Origin of the sequence: Caulobacter vibrioides (assembly GCF_002310375.3) — a bacterium.
Taxonomy (GTDB): Bacteria; Pseudomonadota; Alphaproteobacteria; order Caulobacterales; family Caulobacteraceae; genus Caulobacter; species Caulobacter vibrioides_D.
Map to the genome: position 1 here is coordinate 504,763 of NZ_CP023315.3, position 25,876 is coordinate 530,638.

The 25,876-nt window shown below is 66.5% G+C and carries 32 protein-coding genes, 1 other RNA gene and 1 pseudogene; 15 read left to right on the forward strand and 19 right to left on the reverse strand.

Annotation, left to right across the window (positions count from 1 at the left end; translation table 11 throughout):
• Positions 1–14 precede the first annotated feature (14 nt).
• Entirely contained in the window at positions 15–728 is a 714-nt protein-coding gene (locus CA606_RS02480) for an aspartate/glutamate racemase family protein (RefSeq protein WP_096052537.1), read from the forward strand.
• Here the strand turns inward: CA606_RS02480 and pbpC are convergent.
• Complete coding sequence (pbpC, locus tag CA606_RS02485; RefSeq protein WP_096052536.1) at positions 725–2,926, reverse strand: multimodular transpeptidase-transglycosylase PbpC; 2,202 nt, start codon at positions 2,924–2,926, stop codon at positions 725–727. The genes CA606_RS02480 and pbpC overlap by 4 nt on opposite strands.
• A 54-nt stretch (positions 2,927–2,980) precedes the next feature.
• On the opposite strand from pbpC, the gene CA606_RS02490 reads away from it, so the two are divergent.
• Complete coding sequence (locus CA606_RS02490; RefSeq protein WP_096052535.1) at positions 2,981–3,466, forward strand: YcgN family cysteine cluster protein; 486 nt, start codon at positions 2,981–2,983, stop codon at positions 3,464–3,466.
• Positions 3,441–3,589, forward strand: a pseudogene (locus CA606_RS20500) (hypothetical protein). The gene CA606_RS02490 and the pseudogene CA606_RS20500 overlap by 26 nt, the downstream one beginning before the upstream one ends.
• A gap of 103 nt (positions 3,590–3,692) precedes the next feature.
• Here CA606_RS20500 and rpmE read toward each other — a convergent pair.
• Entirely contained in the window at positions 3,693–3,923 is a 231-nt protein-coding gene (gene rpmE / locus CA606_RS02495) for a 50S ribosomal protein L31 (RefSeq protein ID WP_004616338.1), read from the reverse strand.
• A 124-nt stretch (positions 3,924–4,047) separates the two neighbouring features.
• Here rpmE and CA606_RS02500 point away from each other — a divergent pair, with 124 nt between their 5' ends.
• Positions 4,048–5,901, forward strand: coding sequence for an ABC transporter ATP-binding protein/permease (locus CA606_RS02500; RefSeq protein WP_181242743.1), 1,854 nt, complete (start codon positions 4,048–4,050; stop codon positions 5,899–5,901).
• 155 nt (positions 5,902–6,056) lie between these two features.
• On the opposite strand, the gene CA606_RS02505 is transcribed toward CA606_RS02500, so the two are convergent.
• From CA606_RS02505 to thiE, 5 genes are all read right to left on the reverse strand, one after another.
• Positions 6,057–7,358 (reverse strand): hypothetical protein, encoded by a 1,302-nt coding sequence (locus tag CA606_RS02505; RefSeq protein ID WP_181242744.1) that lies wholly within the window; start codon positions 7,356–7,358, stop codon positions 6,057–6,059.
• A gap of 87 nt (positions 7,359–7,445) precedes the next feature.
• Positions 7,446–8,516 carry a glycerophosphodiester phosphodiesterase gene (locus CA606_RS02510; RefSeq protein ID WP_096052532.1) on the reverse strand — a complete coding sequence of 357 codons (1,071 nt, stop codon included), beginning with the start codon at positions 8,514–8,516 and terminating at the stop codon, positions 7,446–7,448.
• Between the two features lie 156 nt (positions 8,517–8,672).
• On the reverse strand, positions 8,673–9,473 hold the full coding sequence (locus CA606_RS02515; RefSeq protein WP_181242745.1) for an inositol monophosphatase family protein: 801 nt from the start codon (positions 9,471–9,473) through the stop codon (positions 8,673–8,675).
• A 200-nt stretch (positions 9,474–9,673) separates the two neighbouring features.
• Positions 9,674–10,081, reverse strand: a complete 408-nt coding sequence (locus CA606_RS02520) for a hypothetical protein (protein WP_096052531.1) — start codon at positions 10,079–10,081, stop codon at positions 9,674–9,676.
• 87 nt (positions 10,082–10,168) lie between these two features.
• Positions 10,169–10,813, reverse strand: coding sequence for a thiamine phosphate synthase (gene thiE, locus CA606_RS02525; protein WP_096052530.1), 645 nt, complete (start codon positions 10,811–10,813; stop codon positions 10,169–10,171).
• 130 nt (positions 10,814–10,943) lie between these two features.
• Here thiE and CA606_RS02530 point away from each other — a divergent pair, with 130 nt between their 5' ends.
• Together CA606_RS02530 and bfr are read left to right on the forward strand one after the other, a co-directional pair.
• Positions 10,944–11,129 (forward strand): (2Fe-2S)-binding protein, encoded by a 186-nt coding sequence (locus CA606_RS02530; RefSeq protein WP_096052529.1) that lies wholly within the window; start codon positions 10,944–10,946, stop codon positions 11,127–11,129.
• 142 nt (positions 11,130–11,271) lie between these two features.
• Entirely contained in the window at positions 11,272–11,751 is a 480-nt protein-coding gene (gene bfr, locus CA606_RS02535; RefSeq protein WP_010921095.1) for a bacterioferritin, read from the forward strand.
• Here the strand turns inward: bfr and CA606_RS02540 are convergent.
• Positions 11,748–12,266: a GNAT family N-acetyltransferase gene (locus CA606_RS02540; protein WP_096052528.1), complete on the reverse strand. Its 519-nt coding sequence runs from the start codon at positions 12,264–12,266 to the stop codon at positions 11,748–11,750. The genes bfr and CA606_RS02540 overlap by 4 nt on opposite strands.
• Positions 12,267–12,432: 166 nt before the next feature.
• Between CA606_RS02540 and CA606_RS02545 the strand changes: the two genes are divergently transcribed.
• A complete protein-coding gene (locus CA606_RS02545; protein ID WP_096052527.1) occupies positions 12,433–13,008 on the forward strand; it encodes a tryptophan-rich sensory protein in 576 nt (191 codons plus the stop codon).
• Positions 13,009–13,030: 22 nt separating this feature from the next.
• Here the strand turns inward: CA606_RS02545 and CA606_RS02550 are convergent, their stop codons facing one another.
• From CA606_RS02550 to CA606_RS02575, 6 genes are all read right to left on the reverse strand, one after another.
• Positions 13,031–13,459: a chemotaxis protein CheE gene (locus tag CA606_RS02550; protein WP_096052526.1), complete on the reverse strand. Its 429-nt coding sequence runs from the start codon at positions 13,457–13,459 to the stop codon at positions 13,031–13,033.
• Positions 13,456–13,956, reverse strand: a complete 501-nt coding sequence (locus tag CA606_RS02555; RefSeq protein ID WP_096052525.1) for a response regulator — start codon at positions 13,954–13,956, stop codon at positions 13,456–13,458. Before CA606_RS02555 ends, CA606_RS02550 begins: the two co-directional genes overlap by 4 nt.
• A 124-nt stretch (positions 13,957–14,080) precedes the next feature.
• Complete coding sequence (locus tag CA606_RS02560; protein ID WP_096052524.1) at positions 14,081–14,533, reverse strand: DoxX family protein; 453 nt, start codon at positions 14,531–14,533, stop codon at positions 14,081–14,083.
• On the reverse strand, positions 14,533–15,294 hold the full coding sequence (locus CA606_RS02565) for a DNA-binding domain-containing protein (protein WP_096052523.1): 762 nt from the start codon (positions 15,292–15,294) through the stop codon (positions 14,533–14,535). Before CA606_RS02565 ends, CA606_RS02560 begins: the two co-directional genes overlap by 1 nt.
• Positions 15,287–16,129, reverse strand: coding sequence for a DUF692 domain-containing protein (locus CA606_RS02570; protein WP_096052522.1), 843 nt, complete (start codon positions 16,127–16,129; stop codon positions 15,287–15,289). The genes CA606_RS02565 and CA606_RS02570 overlap by 8 nt, the downstream gene beginning before the upstream one ends.
• Positions 16,130–16,210: 81 nt before the next feature.
• Positions 16,211–16,492 (reverse strand): DUF2282 domain-containing protein, encoded by a 282-nt coding sequence (locus CA606_RS02575; RefSeq protein WP_096052521.1) that lies wholly within the window; start codon positions 16,490–16,492, stop codon positions 16,211–16,213.
• A 189-nt stretch (positions 16,493–16,681) separates the two neighbouring features.
• Between CA606_RS02575 and CA606_RS02580 the strand changes: the two genes are divergently transcribed.
• From CA606_RS02580 to CA606_RS02590, 3 genes are all read left to right on the forward strand, one after another.
• Entirely contained in the window at positions 16,682–17,221 is a 540-nt protein-coding gene (locus CA606_RS02580) for a sigma-70 family RNA polymerase sigma factor (protein ID WP_096052520.1), read from the forward strand.
• Positions 17,208–17,852, forward strand: coding sequence for an anti-sigma-F factor NrsF (gene nrsF, locus CA606_RS02585; protein ID WP_096052519.1), 645 nt, complete (start codon positions 17,208–17,210; stop codon positions 17,850–17,852). Before CA606_RS02580 ends, nrsF begins: the two co-directional genes overlap by 14 nt.
• A gap of 160 nt (positions 17,853–18,012) precedes the next feature.
• Positions 18,013–18,723 (forward strand): DUF1109 domain-containing protein, encoded by a 711-nt coding sequence (locus tag CA606_RS02590; protein WP_096052518.1) that lies wholly within the window; start codon positions 18,013–18,015, stop codon positions 18,721–18,723.
• Between the two features lie 143 nt (positions 18,724–18,866).
• On the opposite strand, the gene fba is transcribed toward CA606_RS02590, so the two are convergent.
• From fba to gap, 3 genes are all read right to left on the reverse strand, one after another.
• Positions 18,867–19,958 carry a class II fructose-bisphosphate aldolase gene (gene fba / locus CA606_RS02595; protein WP_096052517.1) on the reverse strand — a complete coding sequence of 364 codons (1,092 nt, stop codon included), beginning with the start codon at positions 19,956–19,958 and terminating at the stop codon, positions 18,867–18,869.
• Positions 19,959–20,123: 165 nt separating this feature from the next.
• Positions 20,124–21,314, reverse strand: a complete 1,191-nt coding sequence (locus CA606_RS02600) for a phosphoglycerate kinase (RefSeq protein WP_096052516.1) — start codon at positions 21,312–21,314, stop codon at positions 20,124–20,126.
• 71 nt (positions 21,315–21,385) lie between these two features.
• Entirely contained in the window at positions 21,386–22,393 is a 1,008-nt protein-coding gene (gene gap / locus CA606_RS02605; RefSeq protein ID WP_096052515.1) for a type I glyceraldehyde-3-phosphate dehydrogenase, read from the reverse strand.
• Between the two features lie 215 nt (positions 22,394–22,608).
• Here gap and CA606_RS02610 point away from each other — a divergent pair, with 215 nt between their 5' ends.
• The gene (locus tag CA606_RS02610; protein WP_096052514.1) at positions 22,609–22,998 is read left to right on the forward strand and encodes a hypothetical protein; all 390 of its coding nucleotides are present in this window, start codon (positions 22,609–22,611) and stop codon (positions 22,996–22,998) included.
• A gap of 3 nt (positions 22,999–23,001) precedes the next feature.
• Complete coding sequence (locus CA606_RS02615) at positions 23,002–23,328, forward strand: cell division protein ZapA (protein ID WP_096052513.1); 327 nt, start codon at positions 23,002–23,004, stop codon at positions 23,326–23,328.
• Between the two features lie 2 nt (positions 23,329–23,330).
• Here the strand turns inward: CA606_RS02615 and CA606_RS02620 are convergent, their stop codons facing one another.
• Both CA606_RS02620 and CA606_RS02625 read right to left on the reverse strand, forming a co-directional pair.
• Positions 23,331–23,630 carry a type II toxin-antitoxin system RelE/ParE family toxin gene (locus CA606_RS02620; RefSeq protein WP_096052512.1) on the reverse strand — a complete coding sequence of 100 codons (300 nt, stop codon included), beginning with the start codon at positions 23,628–23,630 and terminating at the stop codon, positions 23,331–23,333.
• The gene (locus CA606_RS02625) at positions 23,627–23,911 is read right to left on the reverse strand and encodes a type II toxin-antitoxin system ParD family antitoxin (RefSeq protein ID WP_096052511.1); all 285 of its coding nucleotides are present in this window, start codon (positions 23,909–23,911) and stop codon (positions 23,627–23,629) included. The genes CA606_RS02620 and CA606_RS02625 overlap by 4 nt, the downstream gene beginning before the upstream one ends.
• 116 nt (positions 23,912–24,027) lie before the next feature.
• Here CA606_RS02625 and ssrS point away from each other — a divergent pair.
• The 3 genes from ssrS (at position 24,028) to CA606_RS02640 (ending at position 25,792) form a co-directional block, all read left to right on the forward strand.
• Positions 24,028–24,190: non-coding RNA, 6S RNA (ssrS, locus tag CA606_RS02630), on the forward strand.
• A 102-nt stretch (positions 24,191–24,292) separates the two neighbouring features.
• Positions 24,293–24,937: a 5-formyltetrahydrofolate cyclo-ligase gene (locus CA606_RS02635; RefSeq protein ID WP_010921078.1), complete on the forward strand. Its 645-nt coding sequence runs from the start codon at positions 24,293–24,295 to the stop codon at positions 24,935–24,937.
• A 21-nt stretch (positions 24,938–24,958) separates the two neighbouring features.
• On the forward strand, positions 24,959–25,792 hold the full coding sequence (locus tag CA606_RS02640; RefSeq protein WP_010921077.1) for a TIGR00282 family metallophosphoesterase: 834 nt from the start codon (positions 24,959–24,961) through the stop codon (positions 25,790–25,792).
• The last annotated feature ends 84 nt before the right edge of the window (positions 25,793–25,876 follow it).

The following is a 25,876-nucleotide window of genomic DNA, read 5'->3' on the forward strand; positions in this document are numbered from 1 at the left end:
CAAGGCGAGGGATCATGACCGAACAGGCGCTCATCGGTTTGATTGGCGGCATGAGCTGGGAGAGCTCGGCCCAATACTATCGGCTGATCAACGAGGCGGTGCGTGAACGCCTGGGCGGCGTGGCTTCAGCGCGGACCTTGCTGTGGTCGTTCGACTTCGCCGAGATCGAGCGTCTGCAGCACGCCGGGCGCTGGCCTGAGCTGTCGCGACGCCTGGCCGACGCGGCGCGGGCGCTGGAAGCGGGCGGCGCGGACTTTCTGGTGCTTTGCACCAACACCATGCATCGCGAGGCCGACGAGATCGAAGCGGCGGTGCATATCCCGCTATTGCACATCGCCGATCCGACCGGCGAGGCGATCAAGGCGGCGGGGCTCTCCACGGTGGGCCTGCTGGGCACGGCCTTTACTATGGAACACGACTTCTATCGTGGGCGTCTTGAGAAGAGGCACGGCCTTTCCGTCCTGACGCCGGATGCGGACGACCGCGCGACCGTTCACCGGATCATCTATGAGGAACTGGTCGCCGGCCAGGTGCTGGACGCCTCGCGCGAGGCCTACAGAGCGGTGATCGCGCGCCTCATCGCGCGCGGCGCTGAGGCGATCATCCTGGGCTGCACCGAGATCATGCTGCTGGTCTCGCAGGCGGACAGCGCCGTGCCGGTGTTCGACACAACCACCCTGCACGCGATGGCGGCCGTCGACCGGGCGCTGAGCCCTCCCGCACGCTAGTAGGGCAGGTTGTCCTGGGCCGGCTGCCCTGGTGCGGGCGCGACGGGCGGCGGCGCTTCCAGCTCCGAGGCCGCGCGCGAGAACTCGGCCGACAGCGTCTCGTAGAAGCCGTTGCGCGGATCAGGCTCGCTCTGCGGCGCCGGATCGGGCAGCAACCACTCGAAGTCGCGGACGGCCAAGGTCTGGTGGGCGCTCATCATGAAGCGCCGCCAGATGCTGGCGGGGATGTCGCCACCCACAACCTTGTTCATCGGCTTTTCGTCGTCGTTACCGACCCAGACACCGGTGACGTAGTCGGGTGTGAAGCCCACGAACCAGGCGTCGCGCCAGTTCTGGCTGGTCCCGGTCTTGCCGGCCACGGGACGGCCGAAGGCCGCGCGCTGGGCGGTGCCCTGCGAGACCACCTTCTTCATCATCTTCACCATCATGCTGGCGTGCGCCACGTCGTAGACTCGGCGCTCGCCCTGCGGCGGCTGATGCTGGAAGATCTGTTGCCCCCCCTGGGTGGTGATCGACTCGATCACATAGGGCTCGATCCGGATCCCGCCCTGCTGGAACACCTGGAACCCCGAGGTGATCTGCAACAGGTTCACCTCATACGAGCCCAGCGCCACCGACAGATCGGGGGAAGGCGGCAGGCTGGTGATGCCGAAGCGGCGGACAAGATCGCCGATCGCCGGACCGCCCGCCTCCTGGCCGAGCTTGACGGCGACCGTATTGATCGAGGTGACCAGCGCCTGTTCCACGGTCATGGGGCCGCGATAGCCGCCGCTGTAGTTCTCCGGCGCCCAGGTTCCGAACTTGACCGGCTCGTCGACGCGGATGTCGGTGGGCAGCACGCCCTTCTCGACGGCGGCGGCGTAGACGAACGGCTTGAACGTCGAGCCGGGCTGGCGCTTGGCCTGGACGGCGCGGTTGAAGGGGCTCTCCGAATAGTCCGTACCGCCGACCATGGCGCGTACGGCGCCATCGGCCGACAGTGACAGCAGCGCGGCCTGGCTGGCGCCCGAGCGTGTGGTTTCAATCGCCATGGTCTGGCGGACGACTTCGGCGCCCTCGCTCTGGAGCAAGGGGTCGATCGTCAGGCGCACCACGAGGTCCGGCGCGTTCTGACCGGCGATTTTGACCGCCTCAGTCGTGGCGTAGTCGAGCACCCAGCCGTAGTCGCCCTCATCCTGCAGCGCCATGGGCGACAGGCGGGGCGTATCGTCCAGGGCGCGGCTCTCCTGTTCTGGGGTGATCCAGCCCTCCTTGCGCATGTTGGCCAGGATCAGGCGCGAGCGGGCCAGCGCGCGCTCCATATCGTTGGTCAGGGCCAGGCGCGACGGCGCCTTGGGCAGGCTGGCCAGCAGGGCGGCTTCCGAGAGCGTAAGTTGACTGGCGGGCTTGCCGAAATAGGTCTGGGACGCGCCATCGACCCCAAAGGTGCCCGCCCCGAAATAGATGCGGTTCAGATAGAGCTCGAGGATCTCGTCCTTGGTGAGGATCTGCTCCAGCTTATAGGCCAGCAGCATCTCCTGCAGCTTGCGCTTCACCACTCGGTCGGGCGTCAGAAACAGGCCCTTGGCCAGCTGCTGGGTCAGGGTCGAGGCACCCTGGCGGGTCTTGCCGGCCCGGTAGTTGATCCAGGCCGCCCGGGCGATGCCTTGCACGTCGATGGCGCCGTGCTGGTAGAAGCGCCGGTCTTCGGCCGCCAGGAACGCCATCGGCACATAGTTGGGCACCGAGCCTAGGGTGATGCGCTGGCCGTAGCGCGGTCCACGCGTGGCGATGACCTGACCGTTGCGGTCCTCGAAGCGGATGCCCGGCGCGCGGTTCACCGCGAACAGCGCCTCGCGGGACGGCAGGGACGGGGTGTCCTTCAGGTACGTGAACCAGACATAGGCGCCGCCGCCGGCGACGCTGAGGACGGCGAGCAGGAAGCCGACCAGCAGCGTCCCCCACACCCAGCCCCATTTCCGGGCCTTCTTCTTGGCCGCAGCGTGCTGGAGGTCGGCGCGGAAAGGCTCCTCCGGCGGAGGCTCAGGCGGCGGCGGAGGTGTCGCGGCGTCGCTAGACAGGCGGAACGGATCAGGCCCCTGCGGCGCCCAGGGATCTTGCGAGACGCCATCGCCCGCCGAGGCCGGACCGGGCTTCGGCGGCTCTCCGGGGCTCTTCCCGTCGTCGAACTTGTAGGGCGGCAGCGTCCAGTCGTTCACGGTTTGCGTCAGGCTCTGTTTGGTCGCCGGATAAATCGGGTTTAGGACGGCGTCATGACGCCACGCAAACCTTTCTGGCAGACGAAGACGCTCGCCGAAATGACCGTCCCCGAGTGGGAGAGCCTATGCGACGGCTGCGGTCTTTGCTGCCTGGTTCGCTTCGAAGACGAAGACACCGGCGAAATCATCCCCACGCGGGTGCACTGCCAGCTGTTCGACGAGCGCCTTTGCCGCTGCAAGGACTATCCGAACCGCAAGAAGACGGTGCCCGACTGCATCAAGCTGACGCCGTACAATATCGAGGACCTTGAGTGGATGCCGCCCTCCTGCGCCTATCGCCGGCTGCACGAGGGCAAGGATTTGCCGCTGTGGCATCCGCTGGTGACCGGTGATCCGGAGAGCACCCACAAGGCCGGCGTCTCGATCCGCAACCAGACGGTGTCGGAGCTCAGCTTCAAGGACGCTGAGGATGCGATGGACTTTGTCGCGACCGATCTGATGCGGGATCGCGGGGATGACCTCTACGAGCCGGAAGACTGAGGAGCGCCCCCTCCGTCGCGATGCGTATCCGCATCGCGCCACCTCCCCCGTTTCACGGGGCAGGAGGAAGATCACCGCAAACCTCCTGCCCCGCTTGCGGGGGAGGTGGCGCGGCGCCGATAGGCGGCGTGACGGAGGGGGCGCGCTACCAGACCTCCAAACACGAAAAAGGCCGGCCCGCAAACGCGGAGCCGGCCTCTCGTCGCCCTTACGGCGAGAAGGGTGCTTAGGCCTTCTTGCCGGTGAAACCGGCGAACTTGGCGTTGAAGCGCGAGACGCGACCGCCGCGGTCCATCAGTTGGGCGTTGCCGCCGGTCCACGCCGGATGGGTGCGCGGATCGATGTCGAGCGCCAGATTCGCGCCTTCCTTGCCGTAGGTCGAGCGGGTCTTGTAGCTCGAACCGTCGGTCAGGGTGACGGTGATGAAGTGGTAGTCGGGGTGAATGTCTTGTTTCATGGCGGCGATCCAGACCGACTAAGCCGGCGAGTGAGAATGGGGTAAGCGCCATCTCGCGCACGCGCGGGGTGGCCCTCGAAGACGCGCGGCTATAAAGAACCCGCGCGATTTTGGCAAGGGACTGTTGATGACTGACGCGAACAGCGGCGACCAGAAGGTCGAAGGTCGCCCCGGCGCGGGGGCCGAGCTGGTCCAGGGCATGGCCGAGGCCAAGGCCCGTCGGCCGCGTCGCAAGGATATCCGTCCCCTGGCCCACCTGCTGCCGTTCGTCATCGCCCACAAGGGCGATGGACTGGCCGCCGGCTTCTTTCTGCTGTTCTCGACGGCCGCGACCCTGGGTCTGACCTATGCGTTCAAGAACGTCATCGACCATGGCTTTTCCAAGGGACAGGACGCGGCGATCAACAGCGCCTTTGTCGGCCTGGGCGCGGTCGCCCTGGTGCTGGCCCTGGCTACGGCCCTGCGGTTCTTCTTCATCACCCGCCTGGGCGAGCGCGTGGTGGCCGATCTGCGCCGCAAGCTCTATGGCCACACGCTGAGCCTGGATCAGCCCTATTTCCTGAAGACCCGAACGGGCGAGGTTCTGTCGCGCCTGACGACCGATGTGGCGCTGGTCGAGCAACTGGTCGGGGCGTCGATCTCGATCGCCCTGCGCAACATCCTCAACCTGATCGGCGGGCTGACCGCCATGGCGGTGGTCTCGCCCAAGCTCGCGGGCTTCATTGTGCTGATGGTGCCGGTGATCTTGGCGCCGATGTTCCTGGTCGGTCGCCGCGTGCGCAAGCTGACCGTCACGGCCCAGGACAAGTTCGCAGACGCCGTCGGCTATGCCGGCGAAAGCCTGGATGCGCTGGAGACCGTCCAGGCCTTCGGGCGCGAGTCGGCCTCGTCGGGTCGGTTCGGCGCGGCGGTGGAGGCGGCCTACAAGGCTTCGGTCCGCCGGATCACCACGCGGGCCACCATGACCGCCATGGTCATCACCCTGGCCTTTGGCGGGATCACCCTGCTCTTGTGGACCGGCGCGCGTCTGGTGCTGGCCGGCGAGATGACCGGTGGCACCCTGGCCCAGTTCGCCATGCTGGCGGTGATGGCCGCCGGCTCGATCGGCGCCTTGGGCGAGGTCTGGGGCGACGTCCAGAAGGCCTCGGGCGCCATGGATCGCATCTCTGAACTCCTCAACGCCAAGCCCGACATCGCCGCCCCGCCGACGGCCACGGCCCTGCCGGTTCCGGGGCATGGCGAGATCGCCTTCGAGAACGTCGTCTTCGCCTATCCGGGGCGGCCCGATCTGCCCGCCTTGAACGGCTTTGATCTTCGCGTGAAGCCCGGTGAGACCGTGGCCCTGGTCGGTCCCTCGGGCGCGGGCAAGAGCACCGTCCTGCGGCTGCTCCTGCGCTTCTACGACCCCCAGAGCGGGCGCATTCTCCTGGACGGCGTAGACCTGCGCGACGCCGAACCCGCCGAGGTCCGCGCCCGAATGGCCCTGGTAGCCCAGGACTCGCCCCTGTTCTCGGGCTCGGCGATGGACAACATCCGCTTCGGGCGCGCCGACGCCACGGACGAAGAGGTGCGCGCCGCCGCCGACGCGGCCCAGGCCACCGGCTTCCTCTCGGCCCTGCCCGAGGGCTTCGACACGCCGGTCGGCGAGCGCGCCAAGACCCTGTCGGGCGGCCAGCGCCAGCGCCTGGCCATCGCCCGCGCCCTGGTGCGCGAGGCGCCGATCCTCTTGCTGGACGAGGCCACTAGCGCCCTCGACGCCGAGAGCGAACAGCTGGTGCAGCAGGCCCTGGCCACGGCCATGGAAGGCCGCACCACCCTGGTCATCGCCCACCGCCTGGCCACCGTGCTCAAGGCCGACCGCATCGTGGTCATGGAGGAGGGCCGCGTCGTCGAACAGGGCGCACACGCCGAACTCTTCGCCAAGGGCGGACTCTATGCGCGACTGGCGCGTCTGCAGTTCGGGGTCGAGGCGGCGTAAGGATCGGTGTGGCCTCACCTTCCTTCTCCCCTTGCGGGAGAAGGTGTCGGCGAAGCCGACGGATGAGGGGTTGAAAACCCTATCCGGCCAGGTTCGCGCGACCCCTCACCCGACCGCCTTCGGCGGCCACCCTCTCCCGCAAGGGGAGAGGGAATCTACCGTTGCAAATCCGCCGGCGTCGTTGGTTCGCTGAGCAGGCGCTCCATCGCTTTCCAGCGGGCGTCGTCGGTCTTGCCGGCGCGCAGCACGTGGTCGCGGACCATGTCCTGGCCGATGTTGTAGTTGATGACGTACGAGCGGTAGGTCTCGATGAACGAGACCCGCTTCTCGGCCCCGCCCCGCGAGTAGAGGCTGTATTTCATCAGCGCCTCCACGGCCTGTTCCTTGGTCATCTTGCCCGACAGGTAGAGGGCCGCGACCGTGTTGCCGCTGCTGGCGAGCGCCGCCTTGGCCTGCTGCAGCGCGTCGAAGGCCTCGGCGGTTTTCGGATCCAGGCCCGCCAGTGGATAGAGCTTGTCGCGCTCAAAGGCGGTCTTGGCCTTGCCCGGGAAGGCCAGCTCGATGCCGAAATTGGCCGAGCCTTCGGCGATGAACGACTGCGGCGAGTAGAGCGGATAGACGCTGAACTCGACCCAGCCCTTTTCCTTGGTCAGCTTCTGCTCAAGCAGCGCGTTCAGGACGTGGTGGCCGGGATAGCCCTCGTGGCAGCCCAGGTCCAAGGCGCGGCTGATATAGATTGGCAGGTCGGTGTTGATCTGGATCAGGCTCTTGGCGTCGCCCTTGTACCAGTTGTAGCCGCTCCAGGGCTTCTTGGTGACGAACTCAAGGTCAAAGCGCTCGCCCGTCGGCAGCTTCAGGTGCTCTTGCGTCTTGGCCTTGCACGCAGCGATGCCGGCCTCCATCACCGCGCCGACCTTGTCGGTCGGGATCACGTACTGGTTCTGGAACGCGTCAACCCGGGCGGCCAGATCGCCCTTGCCGGGCACGATCTTTTCGAGGCGCGCCAGGATGGGGTCATAGCTCTTCAGGGGCTTCAGAACCGGGCGTACGCCGAACAGGCCCTCGGCCTCGTCCTCGAAGCTGAACTTGTCGCCGGCGATCATGGCCAGGCGCGTCTGGGCCGCCTTCAGCTGGCCGCGCATGAACAGCTTGCGGCGGCGCTGGTCGGCGGTCAGGTCCTTGTCGGGGACCTTGGCCAGCAGCAACTGCAGGCGGTCGGCCTCCTTGCGGAGCACCGAGACCGGACGCGGCGCCAGCTTGGCGGCGTCCTGCCATTCGCGGGGGCCGTAATAGGCGTCGACATAGCCGGGCTCGCGCTCGCCGGCCTCCAGCGTCATGCGCACGAAGTCGACGGCGATGCGGTCCAAAAGATCCGAGCCGGGCGACGCCAGCGCCGGCCCGCCGAAGACAAGCGCGACCGCAAGCGCGGCCGCTGAAGCGGCGTGACGGATCTTCATGGCGTTTCTCGCATGCGACTTCAAAGCGGGCGCACGCTGCACCGGCGCGCCTGGCTTGCGCAAGAGCCCGTAGTGATCCGTCAGACGTCAGCCGCGCGCGGCGACCGCCAGGGCCGGGAAGTCGCTGAACACGCCGTCGACGCCCGCCGCATAGAGCGCCTTGAGCACGGCTTCAGAGTCGCCGTGCTGGGCCAGGAAGCCCGGGCTGGCGGGGTCGCCCTTGCGCAGGCTCGCGGGCAGGAAGGCGTTCTCGGAGCGCACGGTCCAGGGGTGAACCGCCAGGCCTGCGGCGTGCGCGTCGCGGATCAGGGTGGTCGGCGCACTCAGAGCCTGACCGTCGTGGGGCACAACGAGCTTCCAGTTCGGACCCAGGCCGTCGGCGTAGACGGCGACGTCCTTCAGGCCCTGTGCGGTGATCAGGTCGGCGTACTTGACGCCCGGCTGATCGGCTGGCCCGCCTTCCGCGTCGACCAGGAACACCAGGCGCGCCGGCGTCAGGGCGCGCAGTCGCTTCAGGGGGGCGACCTCGAAGCACTGCACGAACACTGGGGCGGTCGGCGAGTTCAGGCCCAGCGCCTTCAGCTTGGTCACCAGGCGCGCCTCGGTCGGCAGGCCGATCGCGGCGAAGTAGGTCGGGTGCTTCAGCTCGGGATAGACGCCGATCGTGCGGCCTGTCCGCTTGGAGCCCGCCTGGGCGATCGCCCACACCTCTTCGAACGTCAGGATCTGGGCCTGGCCGTCAAAGGCGGCGCTGGCGGGGCGCAGCTGCGGCAGGCGTTCCCGCGCGCGCAGGGTCTTCAGCTCGGCCAGCGTGAAGTCTTCGGTGAACCAGCCGGTGACCTGCTCGCCGTCGATCGTCTTGGTGGCCTTGCGGGCGGCGAACTCCGGACGGCTGGCGACGTCGGTCGTACCGCCGATCTCGTTCTCGTGACGGGCCACCAGGTGGCCGTCCTTGGTGGGGACGAGATCCGGCTCGATGAAGTCGGCGCCCTGCTCGATGGCCCGCTCATAGGCCAGGGCGGTGTGCTCGGGGCGTTCGCCGCTGCAGCCGCGGTGGCCGATGACGATCGGCTTCTTGCTCTGGGCGCGGGCCAGGCCCGGCAGGAAGGTGCCGGCGAGGGCGGCGGTGGTCAGGGCGCGACGGGTCAGCAGGGTCATGGCCCGCGATTTAGCGCGCGGATGTGACGGTTTGGCTAGACCTTGAAAACTGTCATCCCGGCCAAGCGCGAAGCGCGCCGAGCCGGGACCGTCGGACCCTGTGCGCCTGTCGCGGTCCCGGGTCTGCGCTGCGCTTCGCCCGGGATGACAGGTTCTTTAAGCCGCTCGCAGACGTTCCAGGATCTGCGGGTGGAGGTCCTGGTTGCTGGCCAGGATCGACTTGCCCTGAACCACGTCGTGGTCGTTCTCGTCGATCGTGGTGATCTTGCCGCCCGACTCCTGGATCATCAGCACGCCGGCCGCGACGTCCCAGCTGTTGAGGTTGCGCTCCCAGTAGGCGTCGAAACGGCCGGCGGCGACCCAGGCCAGGTCCAACGAGGCCGCGCCGAAGCGACGAACGCCCGCGACCTTCTGGCTGACCTGGTGCAGCTCCTTCAGGAACTGGCCGTGGCCGGGCTTGCCGGCGAACGGCACGCCGGTGGCGAGGATGGCTTCGTCCAGGTGGCGACGGGCGGCGACGCGCAGGCGCTTTTCAGCGCCGAGGAACGCGCCCTTGCCCTTTTCGACCCAGAACAGATCGTTGGTGATGGGGTTGTAGGTGACGCCGGCGACGATGCCTTCGCCCTCGCGCTGCAGGGCGATGTTCACCGCAAAGTGCGGGATGGCGTGCATGAAGTTGGTGGTGCCGTCCAGCGGGTCGACGATCCAGGTGTGGGTCTTGTCGGTGCCCTCGACCATCCCGCGCTCTTCCCCGAGGAAGCCGTAGCCGGGACGCGCCTTGGTCAGCAGTTCGAACAGGGTCTGTTCGGCCTTGATGTCGGCGTTGGTGACGAAGTCCGCCGCGCCCTTCTTGGAGACCTGCAGTTCGGTGACTTCGCCGAAATCACGAGCCAGGCCACGGGCGGCCTTCCGAGCCGCTTCGATCATGACGTTCAGCAGGGCGGAGGGCGTGGGCACGGGCGGGCTATCCTCAAGAAGCCGTCGACGCCCACCGGAAAGTCCGGCGGCGGAGCGGTAGGTCGACGGTGTGAAAGAACGGGCGCGGAACCTAGTCGCCGAACGGGCGGAAGGCAAGGCGCCGTTGATTCGACAGGCTTAACGACGACGCCCGTTCCTTAAAGCCGATCTCCCCGGCGAACGCCGGGGAGATCGAGGGCTTAAGGCAGCTCCAGCTTCTCAAGGCTGTCCTTGGTCTCGCACAACAGCTTGCCGGCCTTGCCGACGGCGCCGGAGATGTCGTCGATCTTGTCTTCCTTGCGCCAACCCTTGGGCAGACCCTTGGACCCGTCGAAGTCCATGCCCAGGTCCATCCATTTGTCCGCGGCGCAGTCGAGCGCGAAGATCAGGATTGGCCCCTTCGATGCGGGCCAGTTCTTGTAAGGGCCGTTCGCCTTGCCCTCGGCGATGCGCGTGACGATCAGGCCGGTGGACGCATCCACACGGCTGAAGTCGGCGTCGTAGTAGGTCTTGGTTTCGCCGGGCGCCAGTTTCCAGTTTTCCGCGATCGCGGCCGTGGAAAGGGCCAGGATCGGTACGCTAAGCAAACACGCTACGAGCCGCTTCATGGTCAGCGTCTCCCCCTGTTTTTTGTTCGCTGGGGAGGACGCTAGGACGATGTGCGCTGCGTCACAAGATACCGACGTTACCTGGAACTACTTGCGGGCGGCGAGGCCGGCTGCGATCGCGGCGTTCAGCGCGGCGACCGCCGCGTCCGGACCTTGGGGGTGCGACCAGACGCCGGCCGAAACCGCCAGGAAGTCAGCGCCTGCGGTCGCGAGGTCAGAGGCGTTCTCGGCGGTGATCCCGCCGATGGCCACGCAGGGCGTCTCCATCGTCTCCTGCCAGATGGTCAGAATGTCCGGTTCGGCCTTGGTCGGCGCATCCTTGGTGGTGGTGGGAAAGAAGGCCCCGAACGCGACGTAGTCAGCGCCGGCCTCGGCGGCTTCCATCGCCAGATGCCGGCTGTCATGGCACGTGACGCCCACCATCCGGTCGCCCATCAGCTTGCGGGCGTCCTTGCAGGACATGTCCGACTGGCCGACGTGGACGCCGTCCACGGGAAGCCTGGAGGCCAGATCGGGGCGGTCGTTCAGGATCACGGCGACACCGCGCGCTTGCGCGATCGGCGCCAACGCGTCCACGGCGGCCGCGACCACGTCGTCGGGCGCGTCCTTCAGGCGGATCTGCAGCGCGGCCACGTCGCCGCCGTCCAGAGCGCGGGCCAACTGGCGACCAAAGTCCGAAAGGTCGGTGAGGGTGGGCGGCGTGATCAGGTAGAGGCGGCAGGCGAGCGTCATACGCTCGCTTTAGGCCAATTCGCTCCGCCATGCGACCCGTGGCCGCTGCTAACCATAGTGATAGTCAGTTGCAAAAGCCGCGGCGGTGCGCTAGATGAGAATGACACTCAATCGGGTAAGGCGTTCTTCCTTGTACGTCTGCAACTGTAACGGCATCCGCGAGCGCCAAGTGCGCGCCGCCATCGACGCTGGCGCTCAGCGCCCCGCCGACATCTTCCGTCATCACGGTTGCCAGGCTCAGTGCGCCAAGTGCGTCTGCGAGATGCGCCAGATGATCCAGGACAATCGCGAAGCCCTCTCGTTCGCTGCCGAGTAACGGCTGAAAGTCCACAAAATCAGAGATCGCGAGTCACTCTCAAAGATTTCCGTGAGAGCGCGAAACACTCGCACATATTAGCATTGAAGGCCGCTGCGGCTTGCCTCAGGTTCGCGCCAACAGTGATTTCGAGGAGGCCGCCATGCAGGGCGATCCCAGCATCATCCGACTGCTCAACGCGGTGCTCACCAACGAGCTGACGGCGGTCAACCAGTACTTCCTGCACGCGCGGATGTACGACAACTGGGGCTTCAAGCGTCTCGGCAAGATCACCTACGACGAATCCATCGGCGAGATGAAACACGCCGATATGCTGATCAACCGCATCCTGTTCCTGGAGGGCCTTCCCAACCTTCAGGACCTGCACAAGCTGAAGATTGGCGAGACCGTGCCCGAGTGCCTGAACAGCGACTTGCAGGTCGAGCTGGCCGGCCGTGAAACCCTGATCCCCGGCATCATCCAGTGCGAACAGGCACGGGACTATGTCAGCCGCGAACTCCTGCGCGTGATCCTCAGCGATACCGAGGAGCACATCGACTTCCTCGAGACCCAGCTGTCGCTCGTGAAGTCGCTGGGCGAGGCCAACTACCTCCAATCGGCGATGGGCGAGCTGCCCGCCTAGAGGTTCCTTGCCATGAAGACGCGGGCGCTTTCATCGAGGCCCCGCGCCAGATGTTCGCGCCGAACCGCCGCCAGACCGGGGGGCAAAGCCTTGTCGTCGAGGTCCGCGAAGCCAAGCCTGCGATAGTAGGGGGCGTTCCAGGGGATTTCGCGAAAGGTTGAAAGCGTCAGCCGCGCCAGGCCCATGCCGCTGGCGTGGCGCGCCACGGCGTCGATCAGCGTCGCGCCGATCCGCTGACGCTCGAAGACAGGGAGCACGTCGATCTGTTCGATGTAGAGGCTCTGCTCAAGCCGCCGAAACATCACGAAGCCGGCTAGCGTCGGCCGCCTGTCATCGTCCGCCTCTGCGACCAACAGGCCGCCTTCCCGCTGACGTGCGGCGAGCACCTCCAGAGGCGACGGTTCGTCGTTGGCGAGGGCGTCCATCACCCCTAGGAACCGCTGGGCCGAGGCGCGCTCGATCGCTTGGATGAGCTGAAGTTCGTCGGCGCTTGCGGGGCGGATCGTGGTGGTCATGGGCCAGATTTGCTGGCTCCAGCCTCGCGGTCCAGCCCAAGCGCGTGGGGGCGGGCCTTTGCGTCACCGGCGCGATGCCGTCATGATGGAGCCAAGAGGCCGGAGACGCCTGGAACCAAGGCTGAACTGGGCTGTTTGAACCATTCGAGTTCATAAGGAGCGGCGCATGCATATCGCCAACGGAACCGCGCGGGAACGCGCCCTGGCCGGCCGCGAGGCGTTCGAACTCGATCGCCAGCAGCGTCATCATCCGGTCGCTCAGGTCGCCGTCGGGGCGGCCTTGGCGGGGGGCGCGATCGTTGCGGCGATGATCATGGGGCGTCGTCATGAGCGAGCCCTCGATGACGCGATGTACGCCGTCGAGTTCGCCGAGATGCATGAGCCGGTGGCGCACCAGCCCAAGCCGCTGACCAGCTTGCTGCTGCCGCCGCTGTTCATCGCCATGACCTTGTCGGGTCTTCGGACCTGGAACGCGCCCTCCAGCCCAGCCCGGACCCGGGCGCTGACGATCTGGAGCCTCGTGCAAGGCTTCAACGCCCTGTGGTTGGGACTCGGGGCCAAGCGTGTCGGCGGCCAGTTGGGCGCGGCGACGGCCTCCTTGGCGGCCTCGGCGGCCTATGCCCTGGAGGCGCGTAAGGTCGGTGGCGGCACGGCGCCCGACCTGGGCTGGCTCGGCGTCGCCAACGCGCTGACAAGCCAACTGTGGCGGCGGACGCTTCCGCGCGGCCCGACGCTGCACTGAGGTCAGGCGCTTAGCGCGTCGCTCACGGCTGGCGGCCGGCGGCGGCCTTGGCGCCCAAGCGGCGTAGGCCCTCCAGCACCTCCTGCAGGTTTTCGCTGTCGCCGTGCTGGCGGATGATCTTCAGCGCTCGGATATTGACCCACACCGCCCGACTGTCCCAGGCGCCGCGTTCCACCAGGGCGCGGATCATCGCGCACAGGCTGGCGGCGGATTGCTCCAGTGTGGCGAGCTCGAACATCCCCGCCAGGGAGCGGACGCTTTCGGCCAGGCGTGCGGCGGTGGTCGCATCGACATCCTCGCCGGCGGCGACCAAGGCGTCGATCGCCTGATCGATCAGTTCCAAGGCCGATCCGCGATAGGCTTCGGCGTTCGCCTGGGCCCTGACGAGCGCCGTGCGGATATCGATGCCGCCCGGCAGGTCCACAAAGCGTGTCAGGCGGCTAGCGGTCATTGAAGCAGCGCCGCCGACGCGTTCTGGATGGAGGCCTGATAGGCGACGTTGTCTGTATCGTCGTCCTCAACCTCGCCGGAAGCGACATTGGCGAAGACCGATGACGTGCTCCAGAGGATGCGATCCAGCAAGGTGTTGGGCGAAAAGGGCTTGGCGACGATGTAGTCGGCCCCTACGCGGCGGGCTTTCTCGATCAGGGGGCGGGGCGTGTGTCCCGTCACCACGATCACGACGGCCGGTGGCGAGCCCGGCGTTTGTCTCCGGCGATGGTCTTCGATCAGACGAAGACCCGCGTCCAGGTCCGGGAAGGGGTCCACGATGATCAGGTCGGGATCAAAGCCGTTGCGGCCCTCAGCGTCCTTGAGCCCCCGCCGCTCCAGCTTCCTGAAGCCGAAGCCCATCAGGATCTGAGCCGTCAGGTCCATGAATCCTGTGTTCTCATCAACGATGAGCACGCCGGCCTCTTGGAACTTGAAGGTGCTTGCCTGTCTGCCCACGCCGTACCTCTGAGGAATGTGAACAACGTTCCTGTAACGGTGATCGCAAGGAGCAAAAACACTCTTAACGAGAATAAATTGTATCGCTTCACGCGTGAGGCGAATTGTCGCAGAGCGGGTGTTTTTAGGGGGCTCGCGTCAAGTGGTCGAGGCTGAACCGGCCGCCGCCACGCGCGATCAGAAGAAGGAGCAGGCCTGTCCAGGACAGGTGCGTTGACCAGGCGTCGGGATAGACAAATATCTGAATGACAGCGGTCATGCCCAGGAAGGCCAGCGCGGAAAAGCGCGTAAACAGGCCCAGAATGAGCAGGATCGAGAACAGATGCTCGGAATAGGTCGCAGCCTGGGCGGCCAAGTCGGAGGGGATCAGCGGTAGGGCATACTCGCTCTCGAACAGGGCGTAGGTCCCGTCGGTGATGCGCAGCAAGCCGTCGACCTTGGTTCGTCCTGACAGCAAGAAGACGGCCGCGACGGCCAGGCGCGCAACCAGGCTGAGAACGTCTTGGGGCAAGAGCCTTTCGGCGGTCCGTGCGAGGACCGTGAAGGGCGCGCGCCAGATAGGTTCTGCGGAGGTCATCATTGTGTGTCCAGGTCTAGGCCGCTGAAAACGCCGTCGGCGATCAGGGCGGCGAAAAGCGTAGCGATCGAGGCGTCAGGCTTGGCCTTGGCGGCGCGTTCGGCAGCGGCGCTCAAGGTGTCGCCGCCGCGCACAGCGCGCAGAAATTCAGCTTCGGCGTCGTCCACCAATCGGCTTCTCACAACGCCGGCGCGCCGGATCAGCATCAGGGTTTGAGGCGCCTCGGTGAGTTCGAGATCATCCGCGCCCGCGCGAGCGGCCAGCCACAGTCCCGGTAGCCCGGCGTCGAATGCGGCGAGCCTGAGACTTGGGTGGGCGTGCGTTCGGGCGCACGCCCAGTCGTCCGGTGAGAGCGAGGACAGGGACGCCGCTGCAAGATGTGGCGCTTCGGCGGCGAAAAGGGCCTCGATCCACAATCGATCAAGATGGGCGACGCCGGCCAGATAAGGCAGGTCGATGGCGGGCGGGAACTGCTGGAGCCAGGACGGGAACGCCGCGCCATAGTCAAGTAACGCCGCATGTCTGGGGGGCTGTTCGCGCGCAAAGAGGAGCGCTGCGCCGGTGAACCACGCCTCGCCCACGATGGCGCGGACGGTCGGGAAGTTCTCGGCGAGCGCGTCCACGCAGCCCTTGGCGATCGTGTTGCGGTAGACGCCAAGGCCCTGGGGTGGGGTGTCGCTCACCAGCCACGGCGACAACGCGGCGCCGTCACTTTTTAGCGCGGCGACGAAGGCGTCTTGAAACGCAAGCAGCTCAGACATGGGCCGGCTCGCGAACATCCCGGCAGGACGACAGGACCGCGGCGGCCCGATCACGCTCAGCCATCAGGGTGGCGAAGTCTGGGATGTCGTCGTCGCGCTCAATCAGCGTGGGACGGGGTCCGACGCGGGCGATCAGACGCGCATAGAGCGTCCAGACCGGCTCGGCGATCGGCGCGCCGTGGGTGTCGATCAGGAGGCTGGCGCCGCCGGGATCGGGCGTGTGTCCAGCCAGATGGATTTCGCCTATGGCGTGCGCCGGCAGCGCGTCCAGATAGGTCTCCGGCGCATAGCCGAGATTGTGGCCGCTGACGTAGACGTTGTTGACGTCCACCAGCAGGCCGCAGCCGGTGCGGCTCACCAACGCCTCGAGGAAGTCGACCTCTTCCAGGTCGTGGCCTTTCAGCGGCAGGTAGAGCGAGGGGTTTTCGATCAGTACGCGACGACCCAGGGCGTCCTGCATCCGGCCGACATTGCCGCAGACGCGCTCCAGCGCCGCGCGCGTCCGCGGAAAGGGCAGAAGGTCAGGATGGTGGGCGCCGCGATGGGTCGACCAGGCGAGGTGTTCGGAAACGACAAACGGGTCGAACCGATCAACGAGCCGCTTCAGCGCCTGCAGATGCTCAGGGTCCGGATCGGCGTCCGCCGCCAGGGAAAGCCCGACACCGTGCATTGAGACCGGGTGGCGCGCACGCACCGCCTCCAGGGCGGCCAGGCGCGGACCGCCGGCGGACATATAGTTCTCAGGGTGGACCTCGAACCACAGGCCTTCGGCGTCGCAAGCGATCGCGTCGTCGTAGTGCTGCGCTTTGAGGCCAAGGCCGGCGGTGGGGGTCATGGTGTGATCTTCGAGGCGCGTCACTCCCGACGGACCCTGTGGGCGGTCGGGAGTGACGGGATCTGAAGGTGTGTTCGGCGCTTAGGCCTTCGGCGTCAGCGAGCCCATGCCCTTGGGCGTCTTGATCGTGACGCACGTGCCCTTCTTGACCATCTTCCAGGCGTCACCCTGGTAGTCGACCTTCGAGGAGCCCGCGCACGAGGTGCCGGCGCCGGCCTTGCAGTCGTTCTCGCCGGCCTTGGAGACGCCGTAGCACTTTTCGGTGTCGGCGCCGGCCTTGTGCGCGTCGGCGGCGGCGATCGAGACACCGGCCGAAAGGGCCATGGCGGCGGCGAGGGCGACGGTGGTGGCGGTGCGGTTCATGCGAGCTCTCCTGGGTGGGTTTGAAGCCGAACCGGCCTGACGCCGCTCGGTCGTGGGAGAGTTCGTCCATGAGGCGGCTAAGGTTACACGGGTCGCCGAACAAAAATTCGCGGTCGCTTTGACGGCCGGTTTCAGGGCGTCGCGACACCATGTAACCATCGGGCTCTCTCGCGCGGATTAGGGGCTGGCGTGACGGACTCCGAAACCCGATTGAAGGCGCTGATGCTGCGCGGGCTGGATGGCGACACCGCCGCCTACCGCGAATGCCTCGCCCTGCTCGGCGTTCGGCTACGCGCCTATTTCATGCGTCGTATGTCGGGCGCGCCCGGCGATGTGGAGGATCTGGTGCAGGAGACGCTGCTGGCGGTGCATCTCAAGCGGTCGACCTGGGATAGCGCCCAGTCGTTCACGGCGTGGGCGCACGCGGTGGCGCGCTACAAGCTGATTGACCACTGGAGACGCCGAAAGATTCGTCAAACCCTGCCGATCGAGGACCATATTGAGTTCCTGGCCGCCGACGAGCCTGACCCTGGCGTGGCTATGGAGCTGGATCGCGCCTTGGCGACCTTGCCCGAGCGCCAAAGGCTGCTGGTCAGCGACGTGAAGTTGACCGGACTATCGCTCGCCGAGGCGGGTGCGCGTGCGGGGATTTCCGAGGGCGCGGCGAAGGTCGCCCTCCATCGGGCCTTGAAGGCTCTGGCCGAAAGGATGCGCCGTGCGGACGGATGACCTGATCGACGTCCTCGCCAGCGATGCGAGGGGCGGGCGCGAGAAGGCTCCGCCGCGCCAACTCGCCGTCGTGGCGGTGATCGGGGCGCTCGCGGCGCTTATTCTGGTGCTGGGCTGGCTAAATGCGCGTCAGGATCTGGCGCGGGCTGTGTTGGGCTCGATGTTCTGGATGAAGGCGGCGTACACCGCGCTGCTGGGCGTTGCGGGCTATCTGGCGGTCGAGCGGCTGTCCCGCCCAAACGGCTCGGGCCGGCGCGGTTGGATCATCGCCTGCGCGGTCTTCGTGATTTGCGCGGCGGCCGGTCTCTATCAGGCCGTGGTGAGCCCCGACGTACAGGCGGCCTTGAAGATGTTGCATGGGCATTCCTGGCGGTCGTGCAGTCCCCGAATCCTGCTGCTTGGACTGCCGATGCTGAGCCTGGGGCTCTGGGTGCTGCGGAGCATGGCGCCGACGCGGCCGTCTCTGGCGGGTTTCGCGATGGGACTGTTCTCGGGCGGAGTGGTCGCCACCGTCTATGGCCTTCATTGCCCGGAGCACACGTTCACCTTTATCGCGCTCTGGTACAGTCTGGGCGTGCTGGCGCTCGGCGCCGTCGGCGCCTTGGTGGGGCGTCTGGTGCTGCGGTGGTGAATAGTCTCCAGCCACACTGAATACCCGGCGCGCAAATTCGTAAGTTTCGCGCTGCGGTCGATTGACAAGCCGCCCTTGCGCCAATGAAGTGCCGCCTCTTTCGCGACTGAGACGCGTTAGGTTTGGCTCAAACGCCATACGGCTCTGTGGGGAGGGGCGCGTGACGATCGACGAGACCCTCGCCCCTACGCCTGGCGGCGCTCCGATCTGGTCCGCTGAGAATCTGCCCTGGCGTCTGGCTGAGGTCGCCGCTGCGGGAGCCCTTGGCGGGCTGCTGATGATCCTGGCTTGGCTTGGTCTGCGGCCCGATCTGGCGGCGGCGGTTCAAACGCCGGTCTTCTGGATCAAGGCCGGCTACGCCGCCGTCTTGGCCATCGGCGCGTCGCTGGCGGCCTGTCGCATGGTGCGTAGCCGCCCCTGGGGCCTGGTTCCGCTGCTGCTAGCCGCTGGCGTGGCGGGCGGCTTCCTCACCTTTGGTCTGGCGCAGGCCATGGGGCTGAGCCCGCAGGGGCTGGCAAGCCCCTACTGGTCCTCCGCGCTGGGCTGCGTCGTAAGCATCCTGGCGATCGCAACGCCGATGTTGCTCTTCGCCAGCTACGGCCTGGCCAGTGTTGATCCTGAACGACCGTTGCTTGTCGGCTTCGCCGGGGGCCTGGCGTGCGGCGCAGTCGCCGACATCGTCTTCGGCCTGCATTGCGCCTACACGACCTTCGCCTTCATCGCGCCTTGGCATACGGCCGGAATGGTGACCTGCGGGGTCGCTGGTCTGTTGCTGTTGAGTCTCTTCGCGCGGGTGCGACGCGCTAGAGCGGCTTCCGATCTGATTGATCCAATCAAGTCGGATCAAAAAGACCCTGTTTCAAGGGTTTAGAGCGCTTTTCAATCCGATGGCCGTTTCGCGCTTATCGGAACGGCTCTAGACGCCGGCGCCCTCGAAAACGTCACCATTTCGAATGGCGGTCAAAAAAAAGGGAGGCCGGAGCCTCCCTTTCTGACTGACGGTCCGGACGCCGACTACTCGGCGGCGACCTTGGTCGCGCTGGCGCCGAACTTGGCGTCCAGCTCGCCGGCGCTGTAGCGCTTGGCCATGACGGCGGTCGACAGCGGCTTGATCTTGTCAGCGTGGCCGGCCGAGCCGAACTCGACAAAGCGGGCCTGGCAGACCTTGCGCATGGCTTCCTTGGCGGGCTTGAGATAGGCGCGCGGGTCGAACTCGTGCGGCTTCTCGACCAGCAGTTTGCGGATGGCGCCGGTCATGGCCATGCGGTTGTCGGTGTCGACATTGATCTTGCGCACGCCGTGCTTGATGCCGCGCTGGATCTCTTCCACCGGCACGCCCCAGGTCTGGGGCATCTCGCCGCCGTACTGGTTGATGATGTCCTGCAGGTCCTGCGGGACCGAGCTGGAGCCGTGCATCACCAGGTGGGTGTTGGGCAGGCGGCGGTGGATTTCCTCGATCACGTTCATGGCCAGGACGTCGCCGTCCGGCTTGCGCGTGAACTTGTAGGCGCCGTGGCTGGTGCCCATGGCGATGGCCAGGGCGTCGACGCCGGTGGCCTGCACGAACTCGACCGCCTGATCCGGATCGGTCAGCAGCTCGTCATGAGACAGCTTGCCCTCGAAGCCGTGACCGTCCTCGGCCTCGCCCATGCCGGTCTCCAGCGAGCCCAGAACGCCCAGTTCGCCCTCGACCGAAACGCCGCAGCTGTGAGCCATCTGGACCACCTTGCGGGTGACCTCGACATTGTACTCGTAGCTGGCCGGGGTCTTGGCGTCTTCCATCAGCGAGCCGTCCATCATCACCGAGGTGAAGCCGTACTGGATCGCCGTGGCGCAGGTCGCCGGACCATTGCCGTGGTCCTGGTGCATGCAGACCGGGATGTGCGGATAGAGCTCGACCAGGGCGTCGATCAGGCGCGCCAGGACGATGTCGTTGGCGTAGTTCCGCGCGCCGCGCGAGGCCTGGATGATGACCGGCGAGTTGACCGCGTCCGCGGCCTCCATGATCGCCAGGCCTTGTTCCATGTTGTTGATATTAAAGGCGGGCAGTCCGTACTCATGCTCGGCGGCATGGTCCAACAGCTGGCGCAGCGTGATGCGAGCCACGTAATTCTCTCCTGCAAGCGTGAAGTGGTTTGGGTCGTTTCTTGTTTTTGGGGCCCGGCGCTGAAGCGCTCTTTGCCCAGGTCGTCAGTCTTTAAGTCGTCAGTCTTCAGAACAGTTCGTCGTCGTTTGGTCGCGGGTCTGCATAACCCGCGCCAGAAGCTTATCTCAGGATTCGAGCGCCGCGACGCCCGGGAGCGTCTTGCCCTCCATCCATTCCAGGAACGCGCCGCCCGCCGTCGAGACGAAGGTGAAATCGGCCGACACGCCCGCGTGGTTCAAGGCCGCGACTGTATCACCACCGCCGGCCACGGCTACGATTTTACCCGATTTGGCGAGCAAGGCGGCATGTTTCGCCGCTGCAACGGTCGCTTCGTCGAACGGCGGTACTTCAAAGACACCCAGGGGACCGTTCCAGATCAAGGTCAGGCTCTGGTCCATGGCGGCCAGCAGACGCTTGGCGCTCTCGGGGCCCGCATCCAGGATCAGGTCGTCAGCCTGGACCTCGCCCAGCGAACGAACCGCCGTCTCGACGCCCGGCGCGACCTTCTTGGCCACGACGACGTCGACCGGCAGCAGCAGCTCGCAGCCGGCGGCCTTGGCCTTTTCCATGATCTCACGGGCGGTGTCGGCCAGGTCTTTTTCGCACAGCGAACCGCCGACATCGTGGCCCTGGGCGAACAGGAAGGTGTTGGCCATGCCGCCGCCGATCGCCAGGCGGTCCAGCTTGGCGACCAGGTTGTTGAGCAGGTCGAGCTTGGTCGAGACCTTGGAGCCGCCGACGATGCCGATCACCGGCTTCTTCGGGTTGCCCAGCGCCGCGTCCAGGGCTTCCAGCTCGCGCTGCATCGACAGGCCCGGATAGGCCGGCAGCAGCTTGGCCAGGCCTTCGGTCGAGGCGTGGGCGCGGTGGGCGGCGCTGAAGGCGTCGTTGACATAGACGTCGCCATTGGCGGCCAGGGCCTTGGCGAACTCGGGATCGTTCTTTTCTTCGCCGGCGTGGAAGCGGACGTTCTCGAGCAGGGCGACGCCGCCGTTCTCGAGGCCGTCGACGACCTTGGTGGCTTCAGGCCCGACGCAGTCGCCGGCGAAGGCGACCGGCGCGCCCAGCAGCGCCGCCAGCGGCGCAGCCACAAAGGCGAGGCTCATCTCCGGCACGACCTTGCCCTTGGGCCGGTCGAAGTGAGCCAGCAGCACCACCTTGGCGCCTTGCTTGGCGAGATACTGGATGGTCGGCAGGGCCGAGCGCAGGCGGGTGTCGTCAGCGACCTTTCCCCCGTCGACGGGCACGTTGAAGTCCACGCGGACCAGGGCGCGCTTGCCGGCGAGATCGGCGGTGTCGAGGGTGCGGAAGGTCATCGGTCGTCCTGAATGTCGAGCAAGGAAAACCCCCGCTCCTGGCGGGAGCGGGGGTTTGGTCTTTCGGTTCCTTAGAGGAACTTCGCCATCACGAGCGCCGTGTCGCTCATGCGGGTCGCGAAGCCCCACTCGTTGTCGTACCAGCTGAGCACGCGGCCCAGCTTGCCTTCGATGACCTGGGTCTGGGCCAGGGCCGCCGTCGAGCTTTCGGCGATGTGGTTGAAGTCGGTCGAGACCAGAGCCTCGTCGGTGACGCCCAGCACGCCCTTCAGCGGGCCGGCGGCGGCGGCCTTCAGGGCGGTGTTCAGTTCTTCGACGGTGGTGTCGCGGGTCGGCACGAACTTCAGGTCGACCACCGAGACGTTCGGGGTCGGAACGCGGATCGAGCTGCCGTCCAGCTTGCCCTTCAGAGCCGGCAGAACCAGGCCCAGGGCCTTGGCGGCGCCGGTCGAGGTCGGGATCATCGACAGGGCCGCGGCCCGGCCGCGATACAGATCCTTGTGCATCGTATCCAGCGTCGGCTGGTCGCCGGTGTAGCTGTGGATCGTGGTCATGTAGCCGCGCTCGATGCCGACCAGATCGTGGATGACCTTGGCGATGGGGGCGAGGCAGTTGGTGGTGCACGAGCCGTTGGAGACCACCAGGTCGCTGGCGCTCAGCACGTCGTCATTGACCTTGTAGACGATGGTCTGGTCGGCGCCGTCACACGGGGCGCTGACCAGGACGCGCTTGGCGCCGGCGGCCAGGTGGGCGCTGGCCTTTTCCTTGGTGGTGAAGATGCCCGTGCACTCGAACGCGATGTCGACGTTCAGCTCCTTGTGCGGCAGGTCCTTCGGATCACGGATGGCCGTGACCTTGATCTTGCCCATGCCGACGTCGATCCAGTCCTCGCCCGAGGTGACGACGCCGGGGAAGCGGCCGTGAACGCTGTCGTAGCGCAGCAGGTGGGCGTTGGTCTCGACCGGACCCAGGTCGTTGATGGCGACGACCTCGATGTCGCGACGGCCATGCTCGGCGATGGAGCGCAGGACCAGACGTCCGATGCGGCCGAAGCCGTTGATGGCGACGCGAACAGCCATGGGTCATTCTCCTGATATGTGGCCGCCAGGCGTGATCGACCGGCGTTCCCTATTTTGCTGCGCGTTTTGCGGGGGAGAGACGCGAAGTCAAGCCCGAGAAACTGACAACCGTCGTTAGAAAGCTGCTATGGGCTGCGCGTCGCCCAATTATCGCCCCCGCGTCTGGCTTAGACCCGTTCGATCTATATGTTGCGTCGCATGATGGATTTCCGCCGATGATCCCGGCCGACAGTACGGCCCTCGACCTTGCCGTGCGCCGCCTGGAGCGGGCGGTGAGCCAGCTTGAGCAGCGTATCGCGGCCAAGGCGGCCAAGGCGGCCGAGGCTGAACGCGCGCTGGCCGCCGCCGCTTCGGCGTCCGCATTGGCGGCCGTCACCCCCGAGCCGAGCCTGTTCGATGACCAGGAACGCGCTCGCCTCGTCGCCGACCTGGAAGCCGCTCGCGAGCGCGAGAAGGCTTTGGAAGAAGCCGGTGAGCAGGCCTCGGTCGCGCTGGGACGCGCCATCGCAGAAATCCGGGCGGCGCTTGGCGAAGACGCTGTCGCCAACGATCTGCACGCGCCGAGCGACGACGATGACCTGTTCGAAGACTCCGAGGAGGCCTGATCCATGGCTCAGGTGACCATCCAGGTGAACGGCCGGCCCTACATGGTCGGCTGCGAGGACGGACAGGAGCCTCACCTGACCGAACTGGCGCGCCTGTTCGATCGCCAGGTCCGCCAAGTCAGTCAGGATGTCGGTCAACTGGGTGAAACGCGTCTGTTCCTGATGGGCGCTCTGCTGCTGGCCGACGAACTGTCGGACATGAAACTGCGCCTGGCCCACGCCAACGCCGAGATCGCCCGCATGCAGCAGGAAGGCACCAAGGCCGAGATCGCCGCCATCCGGGCGCTGGATGCAGCCGCCGAGAAGATCGAGAAGCTGGCGACGGAATAAGGCTATTCGCCAAGGGCGAGCCCGACATCCTGCCCTCCATGCAGGATGCGGATGATAACCACGGCGTCGGCGGTGACGAAGAAGGCGATCATTGTGCGTCGCTCGAAACCCAGCAGTCTGAGGTTGGGTCGGATGTCGTCGCGTCTCACGCCCTGTTCCGGAAAATCGGCGAGGCCTGCGCAGCGCTCGTCGAGACGCGTAACATAGGCCAAGGCCGCGTTCGGCGCGCCATGTCCGGCGATGTAGTCGTACAGGTCTCGAAGGTCGTCGACCGCCTCCGGCGCGTAGACGATAGCCCTCACTCAGGCTTGGCCTTGAGGCGCAGGGCGTGGTGCGCGCGGATCGAGGCCATGACGTCTTTCGCGGCGACGGCGCGGCCGGGGTCATCCAGCATCGCGTCGTAGACCGGCGCGACATCTTCCCGCAGCCAGCGCTCGACGGCCGCGTCACGCTCCTGCAGCGCTCGTACGCCGGCGCGGACAACTTCGCTGGCCGAGGCGTAGGTCCCCGTCGCCACCAGTTCGTCGATATAGCGTGACTGTTCGGCGGGCAGGCTGACGGTGCGCTTGCTGACGGTCGTCATGGCGGATCTCCAGAGGCGATCAAGTTAGCAGGCGGTATGAAGAATGCATACCGGCAAGGGGCGTCACCGCGCCGCTGGCTTTATCGCCTCCGAACCCCTATCTTGTTAGGCGGCGGGTCTTGCTGTGGCTCTCGTCGAAGATTTCTATTCCCAGGGACCTTAATCTCTCTATCGGGACCTGTTCCCTCCCGTGGCCGTGGCTGCGGGAACACGGGGCCCACCTGTAACTAACAGGTTCGAGTGGATTGAAACGTCTTCACGGTTCTTCGCGGCGCCGCCACCTTTTCTCCATAAGAGCTGTCTTCCCGGCCAGGTGCGAAGCACGCCGAGTCGGGATCGCCGGAAGCGTGGCGCGTGCCGTGCTCCCGGTTCGGCGCGGCCTTGCGGCCGCTGGACCGGGATGACAGCTTCCACGGAATGACCATCGTCGATCCCGTCGCGGCCAAGACCGCCCTCCGCGTCTTTCTGCGGAACCAGCGCAAGCAACTGGCGATCGAGACGCCCCAGGCCGACTGGATGATCGCCGAGCAGGCCCGCGCACCGCTGGCGCGGCTGTTCCCCGATCCCAAGGGCAAGGTCGCGGCGCTCTATCATGGACTGGGCTCAGAGATTTCGCCGCTCATCCTGGCCGAGCAGATGGCCGAGGCGGGCTGGACCCTGGCCCTGCCCAAGGTGGTCAATCCCGACGGCGGCAAGATGATCTTCCGGCGCTGGACCCCTGGCCAACCCCTCAAGCGCGATAAGATCGGCCTGCTGGCGCCCGGACGCGAGCAGCCGATGATCGTTCCCGACCTCGTCGTCACGCCCTTGCTGGCCTTCCAGCGCGACGGCGTGCGGCTGGGCCAGGGCGGCGGCTACTATGATCGCGCCTTGGCGTTTCTGCGCTCGCGGCGCCCGGTCTTCGTCCTGGGCCTCGCCTACAGCGGTCAACAAGCGGAGAATTTGCCGCACGAGGCGCACGATCAAAGGCTGGACGCGATCCTTACTGAAAAAGAATATATAGCCGTCAAGGACATGGCCGGGTAACGGGCCTGCACATTCCGCTTTTTGGGACTATCGATGCGTTTCGCCTTCTTCGGCGATGTCGTCGGCAAGTCGGGTCGTGACGGCCTGGCCGACCATCTGCCCGACCTTCGTCGTCAGCTCGGCCTCGAGTTTGTGATCATCAACGCCGAGAACGCCGCGGCGGGCTTCGGCATCACCGAGAACACCGCGCGCGAGCTGTTCGAGGCCGGGGCCGATTGCCTGACCCTGGGCAATCACAGCTGGGACCAGCGCGAGGCCCTGACCTATATCGTGCGCGAGCCGCGCCTGATCCGGCCGGCCAACTATCCGATCCTGTCCGATGCGCCGGGCCGGGGCAGCCACCTGTTCCAGACCGACTCGGGCAAGACGGTGTTCGTGGTCAATCTGCTGGGCCGCGTGCACATGGACGCCATGGACGACCCCTTCGCCGCCGCCGACCGCGAGCTGGACAAGGCCCCGCTGGGCCAGGTGGCCGACGCGGTGATCGTCGACATGCACTGCGAGGCGACCTCGGAAAAGATGGCCATGGGCCACTATTGCGACGGCCGCGCCTCGCTGGTGGTCGGCACCCACACCCACGTGCCGACCGCCGACTGCCAGGTCCTGCCCGGCGGCACCGCCTATCAGACCGACGCCGGCGCCTGCGCCGACTATGACAGCGTGATCGGCAACCAGAAGGAAGAGCCCCTGCGGCGCTTCACCACCAAGATCAGCGGCGGCCGCTATCAGCCGGCCTCCGGTCCGGCCACGGTCTGCGGGGTGTTCGTCGAGACCGACGATCGCACCGGCCTGGCGGTGCGGGTCGAACCGATCCGGGTGGGCGGGCGGCTGAAAGAGACCATTCCCACGGTTTAGGGCCGCAAAAGGCGGGCTTTGTTGTCAAACCCGCTCGCGAGGGGCTAAAAGCCCGGCCTTCCAGAACCTCACCGACGACAGAGG

Bases quoted from the DNA above. Each gene is read 5' to 3' on its own strand.
- CA606_RS02480 (WP_096052537.1), top strand. From the start codon at position 15: ATGACCGAACAGGCGCTCATCGGTTTGATTGGCGGCATGAGCTGGGAG.
- CA606_RS02490 (WP_096052535.1), top strand. From the start codon at position 2,981: ATGACGCCACGCAAACCTTTCTGGCAGACGAAGACGCTCGCCGAAATG.
- rpmE (WP_004616338.1), bottom strand. From the start codon at position 3,923: ATGAAACAAGACATTCACCCCGACTACCACTTCATCACCGTCACCCTG.
- CA606_RS02505 (WP_181242744.1), bottom strand. From the start codon at position 7,358: ATGAAGATCCGTCACGCCGCTTCAGCGGCCGCGCTTGCGGTCGCGCTT.
- CA606_RS02510 (WP_096052532.1), bottom strand. From the start codon at position 8,516: ATGACCCTGCTGACCCGTCGCGCCCTGACCACCGCCGCCCTCGCCGGC.
- CA606_RS02520 (WP_096052531.1), bottom strand. From the start codon at position 10,081: ATGAAGCGGCTCGTAGCGTGTTTGCTTAGCGTACCGATCCTGGCCCTT.
- thiE (WP_096052530.1), bottom strand. From the start codon at position 10,813: ATGACGCTCGCCTGCCGCCTCTACCTGATCACGCCGCCCACCCTCACC.
- bfr (WP_010921095.1), top strand. From the start codon at position 11,272: ATGCAGGGCGATCCCAGCATCATCCGACTGCTCAACGCGGTGCTCACC.
- CA606_RS02540 (WP_096052528.1), bottom strand. From the start codon at position 12,266: ATGACCACCACGATCCGCCCCGCAAGCGCCGACGAACTTCAGCTCATC.
- CA606_RS02545 (WP_096052527.1), top strand. From the start codon at position 12,433: ATGCATATCGCCAACGGAACCGCGCGGGAACGCGCCCTGGCCGGCCGC.
- CA606_RS02550 (WP_096052526.1), bottom strand. From the start codon at position 13,459: ATGACCGCTAGCCGCCTGACACGCTTTGTGGACCTGCCGGGCGGCATC.
- CA606_RS02560 (WP_096052524.1), bottom strand. From the start codon at position 14,533: ATGACCTCCGCAGAACCTATCTGGCGCGCGCCCTTCACGGTCCTCGCA.
- CA606_RS02565 (WP_096052523.1), bottom strand. From the start codon at position 15,294: ATGTCTGAGCTGCTTGCGTTTCAAGACGCCTTCGTCGCCGCGCTAAAA.
- CA606_RS02570 (WP_096052522.1), bottom strand. From the start codon at position 16,129: ATGACCCCCACCGCCGGCCTTGGCCTCAAAGCGCAGCACTACGACGAC.
- CA606_RS02575 (WP_096052521.1), bottom strand. From the start codon at position 16,492: ATGAACCGCACCGCCACCACCGTCGCCCTCGCCGCCGCCATGGCCCTT.
- CA606_RS02600 (WP_096052516.1), bottom strand. From the start codon at position 21,314: ATGACCTTCCGCACCCTCGACACCGCCGATCTCGCCGGCAAGCGCGCC.
- gap (WP_096052515.1), bottom strand. From the start codon at position 22,393: ATGGCTGTTCGCGTCGCCATCAACGGCTTCGGCCGCATCGGACGTCTG.
- CA606_RS02610 (WP_096052514.1), top strand. From the start codon at position 22,609: ATGATCCCGGCCGACAGTACGGCCCTCGACCTTGCCGTGCGCCGCCTG.
- CA606_RS02615 (WP_096052513.1), top strand. From the start codon at position 23,002: ATGGCTCAGGTGACCATCCAGGTGAACGGCCGGCCCTACATGGTCGGC.
- CA606_RS02625 (WP_096052511.1), bottom strand. From the start codon at position 23,911: ATGACGACCGTCAGCAAGCGCACCGTCAGCCTGCCCGCCGAACAGTCA.